General features: G+C 73.3%; 17 protein-coding genes. 4 read left to right on the forward strand and 13 right to left on the reverse strand.

Translation table 11 applies throughout. The features are described from left to right. Window positions 1–168 precede the first annotated feature (168 nt). The 4 genes from IE177_RS34275 to IE177_RS34290 all read right to left on the reverse strand — a co-directional run bounded on the left by IE177_RS34275 (window position 169) and on the right by IE177_RS34290 (window position 5,244). Window positions 169–891, reverse strand: coding sequence for a prepilin peptidase (locus IE177_RS34275; protein ID WP_190019411.1), 723 nt, complete (start codon window positions 889–891; stop codon window positions 169–171). Between the two features lie 108 nt (window positions 892–999). Further along, window positions 1,000–2,358, reverse strand: coding sequence for a HEAT repeat domain-containing protein (locus IE177_RS35670; RefSeq protein ID WP_190019398.1), 1,359 nt, complete (start codon window positions 2,356–2,358; stop codon window positions 1,000–1,002). 52 nt (window positions 2,359–2,410) lie between these two features. Continuing rightward, the gene (locus IE177_RS34285; protein WP_190019399.1) at window positions 2,411–4,345 is read right to left on the reverse strand and encodes a serine/threonine-protein kinase; all 1,935 of its coding nucleotides are present in this window, start codon (window positions 4,343–4,345) and stop codon (window positions 2,411–2,413) included. A gap of 50 nt (window positions 4,346–4,395) precedes the next feature. Then, complete coding sequence (locus IE177_RS34290; RefSeq protein WP_190019400.1) at window positions 4,396–5,244, reverse strand: menaquinone biosynthetic enzyme MqnA/MqnD family protein; 849 nt, start codon at window positions 5,242–5,244, stop codon at window positions 4,396–4,398. A 288-nt stretch (window positions 5,245–5,532) separates the two neighbouring features. Between IE177_RS34290 and IE177_RS34295 the strand changes: the two genes are divergently transcribed. Continuing rightward, on the forward strand, window positions 5,533–5,736 hold the full coding sequence (locus tag IE177_RS34295) for a cold-shock protein (protein ID WP_003992177.1): 204 nt from the start codon (window positions 5,533–5,535) through the stop codon (window positions 5,734–5,736). A 153-nt stretch (window positions 5,737–5,889) separates the two neighbouring features. Here IE177_RS34295 and IE177_RS34300 read toward each other — a convergent pair whose 3' ends face one another. After that, window positions 5,890–7,551, reverse strand: coding sequence for a serine/threonine-protein kinase (locus IE177_RS34300; protein WP_190019401.1), 1,662 nt, complete (start codon window positions 7,549–7,551; stop codon window positions 5,890–5,892). Window positions 7,552–7,636: 85 nt separating this feature from the next. Between IE177_RS34300 and IE177_RS34305 the strand changes: the two genes are divergently transcribed. Beyond that, complete coding sequence (locus IE177_RS34305) at window positions 7,637–8,287, forward strand: class I SAM-dependent methyltransferase (RefSeq protein WP_190019402.1); 651 nt, start codon at window positions 7,637–7,639, stop codon at window positions 8,285–8,287. Here IE177_RS34305 and IE177_RS34310 read toward each other — a convergent pair. Next, window positions 8,243–8,440 (reverse strand): DUF397 domain-containing protein, encoded by a 198-nt coding sequence (locus IE177_RS34310; RefSeq protein WP_190019403.1) that lies wholly within the window; start codon window positions 8,438–8,440, stop codon window positions 8,243–8,245. The genes IE177_RS34305 and IE177_RS34310 overlap by 45 nt on opposite strands. Next, window positions 8,437–9,297 carry a helix-turn-helix domain-containing protein gene (locus IE177_RS34315; protein ID WP_190019404.1) on the reverse strand — a complete coding sequence of 287 codons (861 nt, stop codon included), beginning with the start codon at window positions 9,295–9,297 and terminating at the stop codon, window positions 8,437–8,439. Before IE177_RS34315 ends, IE177_RS34310 begins: the two co-directional genes overlap by 4 nt. Before the next feature lie 107 nt (window positions 9,298–9,404). On the opposite strand from IE177_RS34315, the gene IE177_RS34320 reads away from it, so the two are divergent. Beyond that, complete coding sequence (locus IE177_RS34320) at window positions 9,405–9,890, forward strand: ATP-binding protein (protein ID WP_190019405.1); 486 nt, start codon at window positions 9,405–9,407, stop codon at window positions 9,888–9,890. On the opposite strand, the gene IE177_RS34325 is transcribed toward IE177_RS34320, so the two are convergent. Beyond that, window positions 9,820–10,722, reverse strand: coding sequence for a LysR family transcriptional regulator (locus IE177_RS34325; protein WP_190019406.1), 903 nt, complete (start codon window positions 10,720–10,722; stop codon window positions 9,820–9,822). The two genes, IE177_RS34320 and IE177_RS34325, sit on opposite strands and share 71 nt — an antisense overlap. Before the next feature lie 191 nt (window positions 10,723–10,913). After that, window positions 10,914–12,827: an AMP-dependent synthetase/ligase gene (locus IE177_RS34330; RefSeq protein ID WP_190019412.1), complete on the reverse strand. Its 1,914-nt coding sequence runs from the start codon at window positions 12,825–12,827 to the stop codon at window positions 10,914–10,916. A 362-nt stretch (window positions 12,828–13,189) separates the two neighbouring features. Between IE177_RS34330 and IE177_RS34335 the strand changes: the two genes are divergently transcribed. Further along, window positions 13,190–14,053 (forward strand): MaoC family dehydratase, encoded by an 864-nt coding sequence (locus tag IE177_RS34335; protein WP_190019413.1) that lies wholly within the window; start codon window positions 13,190–13,192, stop codon window positions 14,051–14,053. Between the two features lie 219 nt (window positions 14,054–14,272). Here IE177_RS34335 and IE177_RS34340 read toward each other — a convergent pair whose 3' ends face one another. The 4 genes from IE177_RS34340 to IE177_RS34355 form a co-directional block, all read right to left on the reverse strand. Further along, complete coding sequence (locus IE177_RS34340; RefSeq protein ID WP_190019407.1) at window positions 14,273–14,923, reverse strand: TetR/AcrR family transcriptional regulator; 651 nt, start codon at window positions 14,921–14,923, stop codon at window positions 14,273–14,275. A gap of 41 nt (window positions 14,924–14,964) precedes the next feature. After that, complete coding sequence (locus IE177_RS34345; RefSeq protein WP_190019408.1) at window positions 14,965–15,264, reverse strand: DUF4229 domain-containing protein; 300 nt, start codon at window positions 15,262–15,264, stop codon at window positions 14,965–14,967. 99 nt (window positions 15,265–15,363) lie between these two features. Continuing rightward, window positions 15,364–15,888, reverse strand: a complete 525-nt coding sequence (locus tag IE177_RS34350; protein ID WP_190019409.1) for a GNAT family N-acetyltransferase — start codon at window positions 15,886–15,888, stop codon at window positions 15,364–15,366. 16 nt (window positions 15,889–15,904) lie between these two features. Next, a complete protein-coding gene (locus IE177_RS34355; RefSeq protein WP_190019410.1) occupies window positions 15,905–16,552 on the reverse strand; it encodes a UdgX family uracil-DNA binding protein in 648 nt (215 codons plus the stop codon). Window positions 16,553–16,975: the final 423 nt, after the last annotated feature.

A 16,975-nucleotide genomic window follows, 5' to 3' on the forward strand; every position in this document is an offset into this window, starting at 1 on the left:
GAGCGTCCCGGTAGAGGACCAGCGCCTCCTCGGGAGTGATCCGCCCACCGGCAGCGGCTCGGTCGAGGACAGACTGGAGGTCGGCCTTCTCGGTCACCAGGGGGCCCTTTCGTCAAGGGGTGTGGACGGACCGAACCAGCCTACGCCAGCGTTTTGTCCCCCCTCACGTCAGGCCGCGTACGCGCCGGCGAGCAGTCCGGCGAAGGCGCCGGCCATCAGGAACGGGCCGAACGGGATGGCCGACTTGCGGCCCGCACGCCGGGCGACGACGAGCGCGCCGCCGTAGAGCGCGCCGAGCAGGAACCCGGCGAAGGCGCCGAGCAGCACGGTGGGCCAGCCGTACCAGCCGAGCACGGCGCCCATGCCGACGGCGAGTTTCACGTCGCCGAAGCCCATGCCGGCCGGGTTGATGAGGAACAGCACGCAGTAGCCGCCGCCGAGCGCGAGGGCGCCGTAGAGCGCGGTGAGCCAGTGGCCGGTGTGCTCGGGCAGCTGGGCGGTGAGGCCGAGCAGGGTGAGCGCGGCGGCGGCGAGCGGCAGGGTCAGCGGGTCGGGCAGCCGGTGCACCCGGAAGTCCACGACGGCCAGCAGCACCGCGACGGGCGCGAGCAGCAGCCACACCGCCAGCTCGGGCCGGGTGCCGGTGGCGGCGGCGAGGGCGGCGCAGGTGAGCGCGCCGGCCGTGGCGGTGGCTGCGGCGGACGGCCCGTCGCCCGGGCAACGGGCGCACCCCGCCCGGCCCAGCCATCCCCGGATCGCGTGGCCGTCCGGGCACCGGTCCCGCCAGGGCTCGCCGGGCGGGACGGCGAACCGGTAGGCGGCGCGGGGCAGCAGGGTGCCGGCCAGCGCTCCCCACACCCCGGCGACGGACACCAGCACCACCGTGGTCATCCCGCCCACGTCCATCCGTCCCCGCTTCCATCCGGCCTCGCCCGACGTGGACACAGTAGTGACGGCGGGGCCGGGTCAGGGTCCCGAGTGCGGACTCCGAGCCGAACGTCAGGCAGGCTCGGGCCGGTTGCGCCGGTGGTAGTGCCAGTGAGCGGACACGCGGTGATCGTGCTCGAAACCGGGGCCGAGCGGTCCCACGCGGTCGTAGGCCCAGTCGGTGCGGGGGTCGTCGCGGCGGGCGAAGGCGTAGGCGGCCTCCAGCCTCAGGAGCTGGTCCTCCTCGTCCAGCAGGGCGGCGAAGGCGTCCATCACGGCGGCCGTACGATCGCCGGACCCGGAGAGGGATTCGGCGGCGCAGCCCCGGACGCCCGGATCGGCGTCCCGGACCAGGGTGAGCAGGGTCTCGCGGACCGCCGGGGTGAGTTCGCGCGGTGCGGCGAGGTTCCGTGCGACCGCGACGCGGACGCCGGGGTCGTGGTCGCGTGCCATCGCGAGCAGGGCGGCGGTGGCGGCCTCGCTCGGCGCGGCCCGGTACGGCACCAGGCAGTACGGCACCTCCCGGCGCACGCGCGGGTCCGGGTGGCCGGCGTGACGGAGGCCGATGGCCTCCTGGCCGGGGTGGTCGTCGTTCGTGTAGACGTCCAGGACCTTGGCGAGCACGCGTCCGTCCGGCTCGTCGAGCGCCCACCGCGCCAGGAACTCGACGTCCTGCCGGGTGTCCTGGCGGTCGTGGACGGTTCCCAGGAAGTGCCGGTGCCCGAGAACCTCGGCGAGCAGCCGGCGGTGGCCGGGCTGGGGGTGGTGACGCAGGGCCGCCAGGTCGGACCAGGCCTGCGGGCTCCTGCGGTGGGCGAGGACGTAACCGGCGGTGAACCGGTTGACGTGCATCTCCTCCGGGTACGGCACGGCCCGCGCCGCCAGCTCCGCCACCGGCGGCAGCACGCCGAACCTCCACTCCAGCGTGGTCAGGACGGCGCTGTGGCCCGCCCTGACGGTGAGCCCTCCGAGGGACACCTCGCCGACCTTCGAGTACTCGTCGTCATCGACCAGGCGCCGGGTGACCGGCCCCCGGGCCCCGGTGCGGTGGCGCAGTTCCTCGGCCTGGCCGGTCTCGTGCCAGTGCCGGGCCAGGTCGAGCAGCCGCTTCCGGACCGCCGCGGGGAGCCGGAGCCGGGGGTCCTTGCCGAGCGTGGCGTCGACCAGCGCCGGGGAGCCGAGGTCCACGGCCCGCAGGAGCGGTGTCGTGCCGTCCGGCGGCTCGAAGTCGCAGTCGGCGCCGCCGTCCGTCAGGATGCCGGCACTCTCGTGGTCGAAGGCGGCCACAGCCGTGAAGAGCACCGGGAGGCCGTCGGGACCCGGAGTGTCCGGATCGGCGCCCTCCGCCAGACATGTCCGTACGGCGTCGTGGTCCTTCGTGGTCACGGCCGCCACGAGCCGGTCGTCCGGGTCGTGCCGCGGTGCTGCCATCTTCTCCCCCTGATGAACCGTCGGACAGCACGGTATCCGGGGTGTCCTTCGGCTAGTCGACCCGTGACATCCGCGCGGTGGGGTTGCCCTCCTCCGAGCTGTCCGAGGTGTACTCCAGGTCGTCGCCGACCGGTGTCAGCTCGATCTGGTGCGGAGTGGGGTTGCAGCCGGCGTGGTTGTCCTTCGCGCCGGTCGAGGTGGCGAGGATCCGGGTCCTGGTCACCTTCTTCAGGGTGAGGATGTCGGTGCAGACGGCGCCGATCGGGTCGGTCTGCTTCAGCCGCCCCAATTCCTCGCCCACGGCCGCCTGGTGGACGGTGACGCGGAAGGTGCCCATGGGCAGGCTGCCGCCGAGGCCGGTGGCCTGGCCCTCCCAGGTGCCGAGGAAGCGGGCGGGGATCGTGCCGGGGCCGCCGCTTCCGGTACCGGGGCTGCCGGACGGGGGACGGCTCGACGGGGCGCCGGTCGTGGGGCTCTCGGTGTCGGTGTCGGCGCTGCCGCCGGTGGACGTGCTCGGCGCCGGCGCCGGGGAGTACTGGGTGCCGCTGCCCGCGCCGGTGTCCTTGCCGCCGCCCGTGACCCAGGGGCGCAGCAGGGCGCCGAGCCCGACGGACGCCACGGCCAGCGCGCCGGCGACCGCGAGCGCCACTGTGCAGCTGACCCGGCGCCCTTGGCCGCCCTGCACGGGCGTGGAGGTCGCCGCGACGCTGAGCGAGACCCGCCCGGGCTGCGGCACGTCGCCCGCCGGGGGCGCGACGGTCGACTCCCCGGACACGGCGGCCGGCGCCCCGCTCGCCATGACCGGCGCGGGCCCGAACGCACCGGGGCCGGAAGGGGAGCCCACCGCCTCGGCAGGCGCTCCCGCGGCTCCGGCTCCGGAAGGAGAGCCGGCCGGCCCGGGAGGCCGGGCCCCCGCCGGTGATCCGGAAGCCCCCGCCCCGAAGGGCGCTCCCGCGGACGCGGCGGAAGAGCCCGCCGCCCAGGGGAGCGAACCGGAGGAGCCCCCCGAGGAGTCCGAGGAGTCCGAGGAGTCGGCAGGCCCGCCCACCGACGGGTTGGTGTACGGCACGGGGCCCGAGTGCGGCTGCTCCCCCGTGTCCAGGTTGAGCAGGCGTACGGCACTGCGGCTGACCTGTTCCACCAGGGCGCCCGGCAGCCAGCCGCCCGTGATCAGACGGCCGGCGCCCTCGGGGGCGAGCCGCCGGCCCACCTCGGCGGGGGCGGGCCGGTCCGCCGGGGCCTTGGCCAGGCAGGCCAGCGCCAGCTCCCGCAGGTCGCCGCCGAGGGAGCCGAGTTCGGGCTCCTCGTGGACGACCTTGTAGAGCAGGGCGGCCGAGGAGTCGCCGCGGAAGGGCGGCTCACCGATGGCCGCGTGGACGAGGACGGCACCGAGGGAGAAGACGTCGGCGGCGCCCGTGACGCCCTTGCCGAGGATCTGCTCGGGCGCCATGTAGCCCGGGGAGCCGATCGACACGCCGGTGGACGTCAGGGACGCCGTGCCCTCCATGGCCCGGGCGATGCCGAAGTCGATGAGGAGGGGGCCGTCCAGGGTCAGCAGGACGTTGGACGGCTTCACGTCCCGGTGGACGAGGCCGAGTTCGTGCACGGCCGCCAGCGCCTCGGCGAGGCCCGCGCCCAGCGCCCGCACGGTGTGCGCGGGCAGCGGTCCGCCGTCGGCGACGGCCGCCGCGAGGGAGGGCCCGGCCGCGTAGGCGGTGGCCGCCCAGGGCACCGGGGCGTCCGGGTCCGCGTCCAGGACGGGCGCGGTCCAGGCGCCGCCGACCCGGCGCGCGGCCTCCACCTCGCGCCGGAAACGGGCCCGGAACTCCTCGTCCAGCGCGAAGTGCGGGTGCACGACCTTCACGGCGACCGTGCGGCCGCCCGCGCTGCGGCCGAGATAGACCCGGCCCATGCCGCCGGCGCCGAGCCGGCCCAGCAGCCGGTAGGGCCCGACGACGGCCGGCTCATCCACTTCCAGCGGCTGCATGGCGCACGCTCCCCCCAACGCCTGGTGTGCAGCAGCGTAGTGACGTGCGGCTACGACCGCAGCAGCTCCACCTTCACATCGGCCGGGAAGCCCGTCGTCGGGCCCACCCGGCGGGCGAACTCGGCGACGGCCGCCAGCTGCGGGGGACCGAAGCTGAAGTCCAGGGTGGTGAAGTACTGGGCCAGGGTCGCCTCGTCGAATGCCTCCCAGCGGGCGGCCTGCTCGGCGACCTTGCCGACCTCCTCCAGGGAGAGGTTGCGGGAGGCGAGGAACGCCTCGTGGACCTGGCGGGTGGTGGCCGGCTCGCGCTCCGCGTAGTCCCGGCGGGCCGCCCAGACCGCGAAGACGAACGGCAGGCCGGTCCACTCCTTCCAGAGCGCGCCCAGGTCGTGCACGTGCAGGCCGTAGCGCGGGCCGTCCAGGAGGTTGGCGCGCAGGGCGGCGTCACCGATGAGGACGGCGGCCTCGGCCTCCTGCATCATCAGGCTGAGGTCGGGCGGGCAGGTGTAGTACTCGGGCTGGACGCCGAAGCGCTCCGCCAGCAGCAGCCGGGCGAGCCGGACCGAGGTGCGCGAGGTCGAGCCCAGGGCGACGCGGGCGCCGTCCAGCCGGTCCAGCGGGACCTGGGAGACGATCACGCAGGACATCACCGGGCCGTCGCAGCCCACGGCGATGTCCGGGAAGGCGACCAGGTCGTCCGCGTTGCGCAGGAACTCGACCAGGGTGACGGGCGCGATGTCCAGGTCCCCGCGCACGAGCTGCTCGCTGAGCTTCTCCGGGGTGTCCTTGGTCAGCTCGAAGTCCAGGAGGGTGCCGGTTCTCGCGAGCCCCCAGTACAGGGGCAGGCAGTTCAGGAACTGAATGTGGCCGACGCGCGGCCGGGTGCGAGAATTGTCCACATCGCGAGACTAGCCCCCGTGCGCTACGGTGCCGGGACCGACCCCGCCACCAAACGGGCTAGCGGACATTCAAACATCCGGGTGAAGTGATCTTGACCTCTATTGCTTTCGGCGGCCTGCGTGCTAGGCTCGCCGCAAGTTGCAGTTTGGTTTCCCTTGCAGTACAGAGCCTGCGGAGCATGTGACCGCGGGCTCTCGTCGTTTTCAGACGAATGCAGTTGTGCAGCACCGTTTCGCACGTGCAGGTTCTGGAGGCAGGGCAAACCCTTTTGGGCCCAAGGAGGGCTTATGGCTACCGGAACCGTTAAGTGGTTCAACGCCGAAAAGGGCTTTGGCTTCATCGCCCAGGAGGGCGGCGGCCCCGACGTCTTCGTCCACTACTCCGCGATCAACGCCAGCGGTTTCCGCTCGCTGGAGGAGAACCAGCAGGTCTCCTTCGACGTGACGCAGGGCCCGAAGGGTCCGCAGGCGGAGAACGTCACCCCCGTCTGATCTCTGCCTGATCGCAGAACCTGAGAGCAGTACCCAAGGAGCCCCGCGCCGTCAGGCGACGGGGCTCCTGCCTTTTCCGCTGCGCTCCGGTGCACCCCTTTTGTTGAATTCTTGGCGAATTCTGGGCGACGCCGGCGCGGGGGCGGGGCGGTGCTAGGCCGCGCCACGCCAGATGGTCAGGTCGCCCATGAGGAAGGCGAGGTCGGGCATGGCGGTGGACTTCACCTGGATCGTGAAGAGCCCGATGTTCCCGTCGGCGTCCTTCATGCAGATGTCGGTGCCGGCCGCCGCCGCGGCCAGCGTCCAGCGGTGACGCGTGGCGTGTCTGAGAATGAGCCGGCACTCGTCGAGGCTGGTGCCGGACTGGCCGAAGATCTGGACGAACACGGTGCTGTCGCTCTTCAGCTCACAGCTGGACGTCTGGCAGTCGAAGCGGATGTCACCCTTGCGGTTCTTGCGCTCGGGTTCCTTGTCCTTGAGGCTCAGCGAGTTCTCGGCGTCCAGCCGTACCAGGGCGAACCCCTCCGGCCGGGGGTCCTGGGGCGAGGCTGCCGAGCCCGCCGGGGAGGCCGCGTCCGAGGCGTCCGTCCCAGACCTCCGCCCGGACGCCGACGAGGACGCCTTCGCGGCAGCGGACTCGGCGGGCTTGGTGGACTCCACCGTGCCCGACGTCCAGGACGAGGCCGCCTTCCCGGTGTCGCCCCCGCCGTCGGCGTCCATCACCTGCCACGCCAGCGCCGCCACGAGCAGCGCGCCGCCCACCGCACCGGCCGTGATCAGCGCGGCACGCCGTCTGCCGGCCTTCCGCTGTTCCGGCGTCGGCTGCGGCCACCCGGCCGGCGGCTGCGGCTGCGTCGCGAGCGGCTGCAGTCGCGTGGCGAGCGGCTGCGGGAAGGCCGGAGTGGGTTCGGCGACGGGCGCCGGAACCACGACCTCCGGCCCCGTGATCTCCCGCCACACGGCCGGACCGCCGCCCGCGTCGGCGTCCGCGCCCAGCCGCTGCCGACACCAGTCCACGACCTCCGCCGGGGTGGCGCGCTCCGCCGGGTCGGCGGCCAGGCACCGGGCGAACAGCGGCCGCAGCGGTTCGGGCAGCAGGGACAGGTCGGGTTCGGAGTGCACGATCCGGTACAGCACGTTGACGGCCGGACCCTCGCCGTAGAGCGGCCTGCCCAGCGCCGCGTACGCGGCCGTCTGCCCGAGCGCGAACACATCGGTCGCCGCCGTCACCTCACCGCCGTTCGCCTGCTCCGGGGCCATGAACGAAGGCGTACCGATCGCGCCGCCCGTCGCCGTGTAGGCGGTGCCGTCCGCGGCCAGCGCGATACCGAAGTCGATCACCCGCGGCCCGTCGGCGGCCAGCAGCACGTTGGACGGCTTCAGGTCCCGGTGCACGATCCCGGCCCCGTGGATCGCCTGCAGCGCCTCGGCCACGCCCGCCATCAGCCACAGCAGCGCCGGCACGGGCAGCGGTCCGCGCCGGTTCACGGCGTCGGACAGGGAGGGGCCGGGCACGTACAGCGTGGCCAGCCAGGGCGGCACGCCGTCCGCGTCGGCGTCGATCAGCTCGGCGGTGTACGCGCCCCGCACCTGCCGGGCCGCCTTGATCTCCCGCCCGAACCGCCGCCGGAAGTCCGGATCGTCCGCCAGCTCCGGCCGGACGACCTTGATCGCGACGGGCCGGCCGCCCTGCGTGTGCGACAGGTAGACCCGGCCCATGCCGCCCGCGCCGAGCCGCGCGGCCAGCCGGTATCCGGCCACCGCGGTGGGGTCGTCCGCCTGGAGTGGCTGGAAGACCTCCGTCGCCTGATTCATCGGCGCGTACCCCCTGTGTCATGCGTCGGCCAACCACAGCAGCCTAAAGGGGGGTTGTCACCGCACTCCGCTACGGTCCCTCGTCGTGACCGACACCGACCCCCTCGACGCCACCCGCGCCTTCTACGACACCGTCGCCGAGGACTACGCCGACCACTTCCGGAACCCGCTCGCCGGCCGCCCCCTGGAGCGGGCGCTGCTCGGCGCCTACGCCGAACTCGTCGGCCCCGGCGCACCCGTCGCCGACCTCGGCTGCGGGCCCGGCGACGTCACCGCGCACCTCGCCGGACTCGGCCTGTCCGTCTTCGGCCTGGACCTCTCCGAGTCCATGCTCACCGTCGCCCGGCGCGCACACCCCGCCCTCCGGTTCGAGCAGGGCTCCATGCTGGACCTTCCCATCGAGGACGGCTCGCTGGCCGGGGTCGTCTCCTGGTACTCCAGCATCCACACGCCCTTGGATGAACTACCCGCGCTGTTCGCCGAGTTCCACCGGGTCCTGGCTGACGGAGGCCACCTGCTGCTCGCCTTCCAGTGCGGGGAGCTGCCGCTCAGCGTGGACCGGCCTTGGGGGCACCCGGTGTCCCTGGACTTCCAACGGCGCCGACCCGAGCAGATGGCCGACCTGCTGGCGGACGCCGGTTTCTCCGTCCGCTCCAGCACGGTGCGCGCGGTGGACGTGCAGCACGGGGAGTCAGCGGTCCCTCAGGCGTTCCTGCTCGCCCAGAAGGAAGGCTGACCAGGCGGCGGGGGTGACGGTGAGGTGGGCGGCGGCGGGTTGCTTGGAGTCGCGGATGTGGATGGCCGTGGGAAGGACGGCGACTTCGAGGCACTGGCCGCCCTCGCCGCTGCTGTAGCTCGACTTGAACCAGCTCAACTGCTCTATGGTCATCGCTCTTCCAGCATCTTCTCGATCAGGTCCAGGGACTCGTGTGGGTTGAGGGCTTGAGCCCGGATGATCCCATAGCGAGCGGCGAGAGTGCGGACCTCTTCCCTGTCAGTGATCAACCGTGGGTATCCGTGGCTCTCCAGGTAGCCCACCTGCTCCTTACCCTTCGGCGTGAGCAAGGTGAACGAGTTATCCAGACAAGGGTGTTCGGATCGGACTGTCGGCATCACCTGAAGCTGCACGTTCCGCATGCGGCCGATCCGCAGCAGTTGGCGGAGCTGCTCCTTGTGCACCCCTGGTCCGCCGATCGGACGCTCCAGTACAGCCTGCTCCATGACGAAGCTGAACTCGGGTGGCGGCCACTGCTCGAAGATCTGCTGACGCGAGAGCCGGTCGGCCACCCGCTTCTCGATGGTCTCTTCATCCAGGGGCGGGTGCCGCTGGGTGAACACCGCACGTGAGTAGCCCTCGGTCTGAAGCAGTCCCAGCACGCCCATGGTGCTGTAGTCGTGCAGGGAGACCGCTTTGGCCTCCAGCTCGGCATAGCCGCGATACCACTCGGGATGCCGCGTCCGAGCCTTCGTCATCGCCTCCTCCACCTGAGGGATGACCGCCCTGAACAGGCCCTCCGTCCCCAAGATCTCATCCGCCCGCTGCAAGAACTCCGGCCTCGGTGTCCGTACCCCCCTCTCCACGGAGGAGATCTGGTCCGGCCCGTAGCCCACCAGGTCGCCGAACTCCCGCTGACTCAGGCCCGCCCTCTCCCTGAGCAGCTTCAACTGCCTGCCCAGCACGAGGAAGACCCCCACCGCCCCGTTCTCCTCAGCGGGCGTCTCCGGCCTGCGCTCCCGCTCCTCCATACCGCACCCGTACCTCTCGTACGTCGGACGTACCGCACCCGTACGACTACCCTCCGTCGCCGGGTCTCCCCTGGTCAGCGTAGGGAGGACCGGCCACGCTCTGTGACGTGAACGTAGAAATCTCCACCCCCTCGACCGAACTCGTCCAGCGGCTGAGCGCCACCCCGCGCGGCGCCAGGCTGGCCCGTCGTCTCACCGCCGACCAGCTCGCCACCTGGGGATACGCCCATGACAGCGAGCAGAACGACACCGCCCAGCTCCTCGTGGCCGAGCTGGCGGCGAACGCGGTCACCCACGGTCGCGTGCCCGGACGGGACTTCGAGCTGAGGCTGCTGCTGCGGCCGGACGCGGACGCGCTGCGTATCGAGGTGAGCGACGCGCGGGGCGACCGTCCGCTGCGGTTCCTGGCCGGTGGGCTGGAGGACGAGGGCGGGCGGGGCCTGGTCGTCGTTCAGGTGCTGGCGTCGCTGTGGGGCGTCGACGAGCGGGACGTCGGCAAGACGGTCTGGGCGGAGTTGCCGCTCACCGCGAGGCGAGGGCAGCGGCCCGGCACTCCACGACCGTGTCCGCGAACGCCCGGGCCGGTGGGCTGAGGGCGTCCCAGCGGCGGACGGCCCAGCCGACGGGGAGGGGGCGGAGCCCGGGGAGCGGTACGAGCCGCAGCGGGCCCTCGCCGGGGACGGGCAGGCCGGGCACGGCGGGGACCACGGCCCGCCCCACTCCCAGCTCGGCGAGGAGCAGGGCCGTGTCCCAGTCGGCCACGCTCGGCTCGTAGGCGAACCGGACGCCCAGCTCGGCGCACGCGGTGTCGAGGTGGGCGGCGGAGGCGGAGTTGGGCGGCAGGCGGATGAGCCGGACGTCGGCGAGTTCGGCGGCGTCGAGACGGGGGCGGTCCGCGAGGGGGTCGTCGGCGCGGACGGCGAGCACCCAGGGCAGTTCGACGACCGTGCGCTGCTCGATGCCGCGGACCGGGGGGCCGAGGGTGATCCAGGCGAGGTCGAGGGTGCCGTCGGCGAGCCGGTCGAACGTGCCGCGTCCGGAACTGACCGTGTGGAACTCCAGATTGACCTTGGGGAACCGGCGGCGGAAGGTGACGACCGCGTCGGACATGAAGTGCCGGACGGTGGTGGCGCCGGTGGCGACGCGGACGTATCCGCTGTGGCCGTCGAGGAGGTCGCGCAGGTGGCGTACGGCGAGGTCGAGGCCGGAGATGCCCTCGGCGGCGGCGGCCTCCAGTATGCGGCCGGCCTGGGTGGGGACGACGCCGCGCGGCTGGCGTTCCAGCAGGGCGACGCCGGTCTCGCGCTCCAGCCGTTTGACGTGCTGGCTGACGGCGGACTGGGTGCAGCCGAGGTCGCGGGCCACGGAACTGAGGCTGCCCGCACGGCACACGGCCACGAAGACACGGAGGTCGTCCAGGGTCACAACACCCAAGCTAACACTTGGGGTTGGGGAGGAAACCCAAGGATTGACTGGCCACAGGCGTCGTACGAGGATCGTGCGCGGGCCGCGAACCGACCCAGGCGGCAACCCGCTCCCCGCCCCCGCCGAGTCCGGACGAAGCGGGGAACGGACGGGGAGCGGGTGTCGACCGTCCCCGGGCGGCGCGGCCCGGCTCAGCGCTCGTAGAGGCCCTCCACCTCCGTCGCGAAGTCCCGCATGATCTGCTCCCGCCGTGGTTTCAGCGACGGTGTGAGGTGGCCCGCCTCCTCCGTGAAGTCCACCGGGAGTACCGTGAAGCGGCGGATGGACTCGGGGCGGGAGACCAGCTTGTTCGCCTCGTCCAGGGCGCGCTGGAGGACCGCCGCCAGCTCGGGGTCGTCGCGGAGCAGTTCCGGCGGCACCGGGTGCTTGCCGATCATCCGGCGCCAGTGGGTGGTGCCGTCGGGGTCGAGCGTGATCAGGGCGGCGACGTAGGGGCGGCCGTCGCCGACCAGCATCACCTGGGAGATCAGCGGGTGCTGGCGCAGCCAGTTCTCCAGCGGGGCCGGGGCCACCGACTTGCCGCCCGCCGTGATCAGCAGCTCCTTCTTGCGGCCGGTGATGGTCAGGTAGCCCTCGTCGTCGAGTTCGCCCAGGTCGCCCGTCGGCAGCCAGCCGTCGCGGGTCGCCGGGACCACTCCGCCCGCCTGCGGGTCCCAGTAGCCGCGGAGCACGTGGTCGCCGGCGAGCAGGATCTCGCCGTCCGCCGCTATGCGCACGCGCGTGCCGGGGAGGGGCCAGCCGACCGTGCCCAGGCGGGGTTTGAGGGGCGGGGTGACCGTGGACGCGCCGGTCGTCTCCGTCAGGCCGTAGCCCTCGAAGATCTCGATGCCGGCGCCCGCGTAGAACGCGGCGAGGCGTCGGCCGAGCGGGGAGCCGCCGCAGATGGCGTACCGGACGCGGCCTCCCATGGCGGCGCGGATGCGGCGGTAGACGAGGGGGTCGTAGAAGGAGCGGGCCGTCTTCAGGGAGCGGCTCGGGCCGTTGCCGGTGCCGGTCTGGCGGGCCTCCAGGGCCTCGCCGTAGCGCCGGGCCACGGCCGCCGCCCGCTCGAAGACGGCGCCCCGGCCGCCGGCCTCGGACCTGGCCCGTGCCGAGTTGTAGATCTTCTCCAGCATGTACGGAATGGTCAGCAGGCACGTCGGCCTGAACGCCTCCAGGTCCGGGAGGAGGTCCTGCGGGGCCAGGCTGGGGGCGTGGCCGAGGCGGACGCGGGCGCGGACGCAGGCGATGGCCACCATCCGGCCGAAGACGTGGGACATGGGGAGGAAGAGGAGGACGGACGGCTCCTCGTCCTGGCTCCTGAAGACCGGGTGGAGGAGTTCGATCGCGTTGTCGACCTCGGCGAAGAAGTTGCCGTGGGAGAGGGCGCAGCCCTTCGGGCGGCCGGTGGTGCCCGAGGTGTAGATGAGGGTGGCGAGCGTGGCGGGACCGAGCATGCCCCGGCGTACGGCCACCTCGCCGTCCGGTACCCCGGCGCCGGCCTCGGCGAGCCGTTCCAGGTGGCCCTTGTCCATCACCCACACGTGTCCGAGGTCCGGCAGGTGCTGCAGCTCCGGTCCTATGGCGGAGGCCTGGCCCGTGGTCTCGGTGACCAGGGCGACCGCGCCGGAGTCGTGCAGGATCCAGCGGGTCTGGAAGACGGAGGAGGTCGGGTAGACGGGGACCGTGACCAGGCCGGCGGCCCAGGCGGCGAAGTCGAGCAGTGTCCACTCGTAGCGGGTGCGGGCCATGACGGCGATGCGGTCGCCCGGTTGCAGGCCCTCGGCGATCAGCCCCTTGGCGACGGCCAGCACCTCGGCGGCGAACCGGACGGCTGTCATGTCCGTCCAGCGGCCGTCGGGCAGCCTGCGGCTGAGGACGACCGCGTGGGGGGCCGCCTCGGCGTTGTCGAAGGGCAGGTCGGCCAGGGAGCCGTGGGTGACCGTGGGGGCGAACGGGGGGACGGACGCCTCCCGTACGGCGCCGTCCAGCCGGAGAATCTGGGGCTCCACCAGGACGGGGCGGCCGTCGTAGTCGACGGCGGAGACGGGGGCCCCGGGAGTCAGGGGCGCGGCGCCGGAGGAGGCGGGGGTGTTCGCGTACGGGATGGACACGGGGCGGCTCCTCGGGCGTGCGTGAACCGGCGGTACGCCTTCTGACGACCTGACAAGGGGTTACCGCTGGTTAGGCAGGTGATCGTACGGCTCCGCTGTGAGGGGGTTGTGCGGGATCGGGAAGGGTCCGGGGCCGGGGGTGTGCAGCGTCGGAGGTCATGTGAGGGGGGTTCGGCTTCGGCGGCCCGCCGGCTCCACCGTGGGCTGGTTCAGCGGACCCATGTCGATGCGCTCCTCACCCGTGACAGTGGCTCACCTCGACTTACCTCCGGTAACCTTACTCTAGAGTAAGCAGATTGAGCCCTGGGGGCCTGATGACCGCCGTGACCCTGAACGCGCCGCCCGCGCTCGCGCCGCTGCTGGCCCGGGGCGCCCTGCGCTCCCCCTTCAAGCGGCCCGCCCCGGACGCCGGCTTCCCGCGCACCCGGCTGGTGCTGCCGGGACTCCGCGTCGACCTGGCGAAACTGGCCGCCTACGAGCGGGTGTGCGGCTTCACCCCGGACACCGGCGCCGGTGCGGACGCGCTGCCCGTCACCTATCCGCACGTCCTGGGCTTCCCGCTGGCCATGCGCCTGATGAGCGGCCGTGACTTCCCGCTGCCGCTGCTGGGCCTGGTCCACACCTCCGTCGAGATCGTCCGCCACACCGCCGTGCCGGCCTCAGGGGAGTACGAACTCTCCGTCCACGTCGACGGGCTGGCCGCGCACCGGCGCGGGACCGAGGCCACGGTGGTCACCGGGCTGCGGTCCGGCGGGGACGTCGTGTGGGAGTCGCGGAGCACGTACCTGGCCCGGCACCGCACCGGGGGCGGTACGGCACCCGGGGCGCGGGAGGACGGCACCCCGCTGCCCGCGGTCGCCGAGTGGCGGCTCGCCGAGGACGTCGGGCGCCGGTACGGTGCCGCCTCCGGCGACCGCAACCCGATCCACCTGCACCCGCTCACCGCCCGCCTCTTCGGCTTTCCCCGCGCCATCGCGCACGGCATGTGGACGGTGGCCCGCTGCCTGGCCGCCCACGGCACACCGGACACGACCGTGGTGAGGGCCCGCTTCCGGGCGCCGGTGCTGCTGCCGGGGACGGTGACGTACGGGGCGGACGGCGCGGGCCGGTTCTCCCTCCGGGGGGCCGACGGTCGGCTGCATCTGTCCGGTCAGGTGGGGAGGCCGGGGCGCCGGTGACGCTAGGGGCCGATGCGGGTGCGGGTGAGTGGGGGCCGTTCGCGCAGTTCCACGCGCCCCTGAGGTGGGCTGTGGTGGACCTGCCCAGGGGCGCGGGGAACTGCGCGACAAGCCACGGACCGCCCGCACCCGGCAACGGCGAAGCCACCCCCCAGGGGCGCGGGGGAACTGCGCGAACGGCCACAGACTGCCCGCACCCGGCGACGGCGATGTGCCGCGCTAGGCCTCGCCCGTCGGCGGTACCCAGGGACGCCCCCGCATCAGGTTCCCCAGACCCGCCCAGGCGAAGTTCATCAGGGTGGCCGCCGCCTGCCGGGCGGTGACGCCGGGCGTGGCGTTGGCCCACGCCGCGAGCGACTCCGCCGCGCCGACCAGGGCCTCGGCGAGGCCGCCGACCTCGTGCTCGGCCAGGTGCGGGTCCTGGTGGGCCTCACGGGCCGCGACCGCTATCAGCCGGGTCACGAACGCGACGATCTCCTCGCGCATCGACCGGACCTCGCCCACGAAGGGCTCACCGTGGGTGCGGGCCTGCAGGTGCAGCACGGACCAGCCGTCGGGGTGTTCGGCCGTGTGGGCGAAGAACGCCCGCAGTCCGTCCCACAGTTGCCGGTCGGCGGGCAGGTCGGCCCGCACGCCGGTGCGCACCGCCTCCGTCAGCGCGGCGGCCTCCCGGCGGATGCACGCCGTGAAGAGGTCTTCCTTGGAGTTCAGGTACAGGTACACCAACGGCTTGGACACACCCGCCAGTTCGGCGATCTCGTCCATCGACGCGGCCATGTACCCCCGCCGGCCGAAGATCCGTACGGCGGCGTCGAGCATCTGCTGTTCCCGCACCGCACGCGGCATCCGCTTGGTCTTCACGGCACCCATGGGGCAAGACTAGTTGCGCCCCGGCCCCCCGGAGCGCACGGTCAGGACGGCTGGCCCTGCGTGCGAGCGGTGTCGTCCGCACCGTCCTCCTGGCTGCGGTTGGCGTCCAGGTTGGCCTTCATGCGCTCGACCTTGCCCACGACCTGCACCGAGGCCCGGTCCCGCTCCTTGCGCAGCACCACCCAGCTGATCGGCGCCGAGAGGACCATGGAGAGCAGCAGCAGCCACAGGAAGTTGGCGTCGCCGTAGCCGCGCGGGAAGATGCCGGAGTAGACGGCTCCCCAGACGACCACGAGGCAGCCGGCGAAAATGCCGAGGCGCATCAGCGTGTAGCGGAGCATCTCAATCCACTCTTCCGTGTCGTACGGTCGGAAATCCCACGAGGGGCACCGTCCAGTGAAGCACGAGCGGCGGCCGATCTCGGCGGGGGGTGGGACGCCTCACGTGAGCGGCAGCAGCATGATGATGTCGTCGCGGTCGTCGTCGGGGGCGACGCGTATGGCGCCGGGCACCCTGCCGACCTCCTTGTAGCCGCAGGAGGCGTAGAAGTGCTCCAGGCCCAGGCCGCCCCGGCAGGTGAGGCGGATGGCGTCGACCCGCCCGATGCCGCGGGCGGCGGCCGCGGCCGCCGCCATGAGGTCGCGGCCGTACCCCTTCCCCTGGTGCCGGGGGTGCACCATCACCGTGTAGAGCCACACCCAGTGCAGCTGGAGCCGGTGGGTGTTGTGGGAGATGAAGGCGGTGGCGGCCACCTCGCCCGCCGCGTCGTGGCCCACGAGCAGCCGCTGGCGGCCCTCGGCCAGGCCCACGAAGTGCCTCACCAGCTCCGGACGGATGTCCTCGCGGGTCACCGGGGGCACGAACCCGACGGCTCCGCCGGCGTTGGAGACGTCCGACCACAGGTCGAGGATGCCGTCGCGCAGGGCGGGGGTGATGGCGGGGTCCAGCGTGAAGGTAAGGGGCATGGGTGCATGCTATCCATTACCCGAGGGCGTGCGCGGCTACTTCCAGATCGGCGACCAGACCCTGGTACGCCTGCTCCCGGTCGTCCGCCCGCAGCACGGCCGACGGGTGCACGGTCGGCACCAGCCGCTCCGGGCGCCCGTGGATCTCCTCCTCCAGTACGGTCCCCCGCACCTGGCTCACCCGGAACGACGACCCGAGCAGCGCCTTGCCGGCGGTGGCGCCCAGCACCACGATCAGCTCGGGCTCCACGGCCGCCAGCTCGGCCGCGAGCCACGGCCCGCACGCGTGCGTCTCCCGCAGGCTCGGGGCCTTGTGGATACGGCGCTTGCGGGGCTCGGCCCGGGTGAACTTGAAGTGCTTGACGGCGTTGGTGACGTAGGCGTCCGCCGGGTCGAGACCGGCTTCCGCCAGGGCGCGGTCCAGGAGCTTGCCGGCGGGGCCGACGAACGGCCTGCCCTGCCGGTCCTCCTGGTCGCCGGGCTGCTCGCCGACGAGCATCACGCGGGCGTGCGGGTTTCCGGCGCCGAAGACGGTCTGGGTGGCGGGCCGGTGCAGGGGGCATCCGCGGCAGCCGGCCGCTGCGCGGCGCAGGGCGGGGAGGTCGGCGCCGTCCGGCACGAAGGGCTCCGCCGTGTACTGGTCCTCGGGAGCGGTGGTGGGCATGCCTGGCGGGTACCCGTGGGCTGCGCCCGGCGAACGAAGGGGGCGGTCGGGCGGTGCCGGGGGCGGGTGCGGGTGCGTTGTGGCTGGTCGCGCAGTTCCCCGCGCCCCTGGGGTGGGACACCGGGGCCCCTCGTACGTCACGGGAGGCGAAGAGCGCGTCCGGTCCGCCGCCCGGGTCCGGCTGCGGGTGCGTTGTCGCTGATCGCGCAGTTCCCCGCGCCCCTGGGGTGGGACACCGGGGCCCCTCGTACGTCACGGGAGGCGAAGAGCGCGTCCGGTCCGCCGCCCGGGTCCGGCTGCGGGTGCGTTGTGGCTGATCGCGCAGTTCCCCGCGCCCCTGGGGTGGGACACCGGGGCCCCGGGTCGCTCAGAGGCGCATGGGCTGGGGGGCGTCGCGGCGGGCCGGGTCGGGGCCCTCGTACT

Origin of the sequence: Streptomyces lucensis JCM 4490 (assembly GCF_014650035.1) — a bacterium.
Taxonomy (GTDB): Bacteria; Actinomycetota; Actinomycetes; order Streptomycetales; family Streptomycetaceae; genus Streptomyces; species Streptomyces lucensis.